The sequence below is a fragment of the Succinivibrio sp. genome (assembly GCF_045124615.1).
In the GTDB taxonomy this organism is placed as follows: Bacteria; Pseudomonadota; Gammaproteobacteria; order Enterobacterales; family Succinivibrionaceae; genus Succinivibrio; species Succinivibrio faecicola.
This window is the reverse complement of sequence record NZ_JBGVMC010000290.1, coordinates 1-3,476: the sequence shown is the minus strand read 5'-3', so window position 1 is coordinate 3,476 and position 3,476 is coordinate 1. Positions and strand designations below refer to the sequence as shown.

Annotated in this window: 5 protein-coding genes and 1 tRNA gene; 1 reads left to right on the top strand and 5 read right to left on the bottom strand. The window is 38.0% G+C overall.

Annotation, left to right across the window (positions count from 1 at the left end):
- A partial coding sequence (locus ACJML3_RS07565) for a hypothetical protein (protein WP_406022037.1) occupies positions 1–403 on the top strand: 403 nt, incomplete at its 5' end.
- Between the two features lie 92 nt (positions 404–495).
- Here the strand turns inward: ACJML3_RS07565 and ACJML3_RS07560 are convergent.
- The 5 genes from ACJML3_RS07560 to ACJML3_RS07540 form a co-directional block, all read right to left on the bottom strand.
- Positions 496–586: transfer RNA gene (locus tag ACJML3_RS07560), tRNA-Ser, on the bottom strand.
- Positions 587–668: 82 nt separating this feature from the next.
- Positions 669–1,685, bottom strand: a complete 1,017-nt coding sequence (locus ACJML3_RS07555) for a TerC/Alx family metal homeostasis membrane protein (protein WP_406022035.1) — start codon at positions 1,683–1,685, stop codon at positions 669–671.
- 4 nt (positions 1,686–1,689) lie between these two features.
- Positions 1,690–2,094, bottom strand: coding sequence for a phosphoribosyl-AMP cyclohydrolase (gene hisI / locus ACJML3_RS07550; protein ID WP_288136008.1), 405 nt, complete (start codon positions 2,092–2,094; stop codon positions 1,690–1,692).
- On the bottom strand, positions 2,087–2,857 hold the full coding sequence (gene hisF / locus ACJML3_RS07545) for an imidazole glycerol phosphate synthase subunit HisF (RefSeq protein WP_219937914.1): 771 nt from the start codon (positions 2,855–2,857) through the stop codon (positions 2,087–2,089). The genes hisI and hisF overlap by 8 nt, the downstream gene beginning before the upstream one ends.
- The coding region (locus ACJML3_RS07540) for a HisA/HisF-related TIM barrel protein (protein ID WP_406022032.1) at positions 2,839–3,476 on the bottom strand (638 nt) is incomplete at its 5' end. The genes ACJML3_RS07540 and hisF, both read right to left, overlap by 19 nt.

Sequence of the window (3,476 nt, the reverse complement as noted above, 5' to 3'; positions counted from 1 at the left end):
TCGTCAGAGAAATGAAATTGAAGTTATGTACAGATATTTCAAAAATCACGTTGATGCAAACACACTGAACACTTCAACAGAAGAATCATTCAAAGCAAAGCTGTTTATAGGTCTATTAGCTTCAGAATTTCTCAACAGCTTAAAGCTGAAAACTTTGGAATGGAATAAAACAGCATCAGATAAACAAAAGGTTAAACTAAAAGATAATTCGATGTACATGACATTCAAAGACCTAGATACCCTTGAATGTATTCGTCATGGTGAAACGATAATCCCTATTACAAATATTCTCAAAAGACATGAAGCCCTTTTTAATATGATGGATATTGATCCTATCGAACTTCAGAAAACTAAACTGAAAAAAGCAACTCTAGACGATGATATGGGGCTTACGGTGTGTTAATAAGATCGTGTAAGAATAAAACCGAGATCTTAGGGTTTTAAAGAAAATTTTTATGGAAAGAAGAGGGTATTTATAAGAGGTTAGAACGGTAATGGCGGTGAGAACGGGATTCGAACCCGTGATACGCTATTCACGTATACACGCTTTCCAGGCGTGCTCTTTCAGCCACTCAGACATCTCACCAAAATTTGTAGCTTAATTTTACAAGAATAATTATATTTTGCAAGATAATTATTGAAAATCAAGCTACTGCTTGTTTTCTGTTTTATTTTGTCTCTTTGTTTCCTTTAAATATAAGGCTTGAAACAATGCCAATAGCAAGAACTGATGCTATTACAACTAGAGATTCTTGGATGCCAACTTCAATTCCGAATCCAAAAAGATGAAGTGATGCTGATGCAAACAGTTTAAATGCAATAAAGAACAGTAGAGCAATTACAGCCTTTTCAAGATGTACTAAAGTATTCTTAAGCGCATCAAGAATAAAGTACATTGATCTAAGACCCATGATTGCAAAAATCATGCAAGAATATACGATAAACGGATCTTTTGAAACTGCAATAACAGCAGGTACTGAATCAAAGGCAAACATAAGATCAGATGTCTCTACAATAGCAAGACATAAAAACAGTGGAGTTGCAAAGAAATGACCTTTTCTTTTTAGTGTAATACCTTTGTTTTCCTCTTTTAATAGCTCTTGTTCAACTTGTTTTTTGGAAATAAAGAAATTATGTCCAAAAATCTTTGGATAAAGCGGAATGAAGAATTTAACAAGTCTGTAAGCAGGATGTGCTGAAAAATCAGATATTTCCTCATTCTCTTTTTTTGTCATCATAAGAATTGCTGAGAGTGCAACTAATAGAGCAAACACAATTTCAACATAGGCACCAAGAGCAAACAGAGCAGTACCTACCAGAACAAATAGAAGTCTGAAGATTACAGCACCAATGATACCCCAGTATAGAACTCTGTGCGTGTAGCCTGACTTTACACCAAACCATGAGAAAACAGCCATGATTGAGAATAGATTATCTACAGATAAAGACATTTCAAGAGCATAACCTGTAAAGTATAGTGCAGCAACGTCGGCACTATAGTAATAGTACAGGAAGATACCGAAGCTAGTGCCAATTGCAATCCAGAATAGAGTCCAGAAGGAAGCTGCTTTAATAGATACAGGCTTATCAGCTCTATGAGCGAAAAGATCAATTACAAGCCCCAGCATTGCAAGGGCTGTAAAAATGATCACTGTTTTTAATTCAAGTCCAATATGAGGTGTCATTTTCTTATTTTACAAAATTATAACTTTCAAGAGGGTGCCCACTGATATAACGGTTTGTTGCATCAGGAAGAGGTGATGCATCAAAACAGCTTGTTGTGCCTTTATGGCAGGTAGGACCATCAGGTCTTGCCAGAACTAGGAGAGTATCCTTATCACAGTCAGTTGTGATAGCTCTCATATGTAGAAAGTTTCCTGATTCCTCACCTTTAGTCCATAGCTTTTGCCTGTCTCTTGAAAAGAATGTCACCATATGTGTATCAATAGTTTTTTGAATTGATTCCTTGTTCATATAGCCCATCATAAGGACCTGACCTGTCTGACAGTCCTGAACAATTGCAGGAATAAGACCGTTATTCTTTGCAAAATCAAGCTCGTCTATGCTTTCAAAGCCATGAAAATATCTAATCACGAATACATACTCCCTTATTTTTCAGATATTCTTTCAGTTCACCAATATCGATGATTCCCTTGTGGAATACAGATGCTGCCAGTGCACCGTCACATCCAAGTGAGAAAGCTTCATTAAAATGCTCCATGGTGCCAGCACCGCCAGATGCAATTAAAGGAACAGAGCAGACATCGCGAACAAGCTTTAACTGCTTGAGATCGTAACCGTTCTTCATGCCGTCCTGGTTCATCATGTTTAAAACGATTTCACCTGCGCCTCTTTTTTGTACTTCCTGTACCCAGTCAAGTGTATTCCAGGATGTTGTAACAGTTTTTGATACATCACCTGTATACTGTTTAACCTGATAGGTGCCGGTATTTTCGTTATAATAAGTATCGATACCAACTACTACGCACTGAACACCAAATTTGTCAGCAAGTCTTGTAATAAGAGTTGGATCAGCTAAAGCAGGTGAGTTAATTGAAATCTTATCTGCACCATAGGCAAGAATTGTTCTTGCATCTTCAACTGATTTGATGCCTCCTGCAACAGCAAAAGGAATATTGATAACCTCTGCAATCTTTGCAACCCATGATTTGTCAACACGTCTTGCATCGGCTGAAGCTGTAATATCATAAAACACAAGTTCATCGGCACCAGCATCTGCATAACGTTTTGCAAGATCAACAATAGAGCCCATTACCTCATGGTTTTTAAACTGCACGCCCTTTACAACAACTCCATCTTTTACATCAAGACATGGAATTATGCGTTTTGCCAGCATAGTACAGCCTCCTCTACGGTAAATTTGTTCTCAAGCAGTGAGCGACCTAATACTACAGATGTTGCTCCAGCTCTTGCTACTGCCTTAATATCTTCTAAAGATGAGATACCACCTGATGCGATAATATCAATATCCTTATACTTCTCAGCTAGTGTTGCATAAAGTGAGTTGTTAGCACCTGACATCATGCCATCACGGCTGATATCTGTTACAAGGATGTGCTCAATGTGATAAGGAATAAAGTGCTTTAACACCTGATCAAGAGTTGTGTTTGAAGTCTTGAGCCAGCCGTGTGTTGCAACATAAGGAACGTTGTCAATTAAACGTACGTCAAGAGCCAGCGTAATTCTGTCTGAACCAAAGTAATTGAACCAGCCACGAACAAGCTCTGGGTTCTTTACAGCAACAGAGCCAACAACAACACGCTCTACACCTAAGTCAAGAAGATTTTTGATATCAAACTGTGAACGGATACCGCCACCAGTCTGAATTGGAAGAGGTGAAGAGTCAACGATCTGCTTGATTTTTGCTCTCTGACGTTTTACAGGATCTTTTGCACCATCAAGATCAACTATATGAATAAGCTCAGCACCTTGATTTGCAGCAATTCTGATTCTCT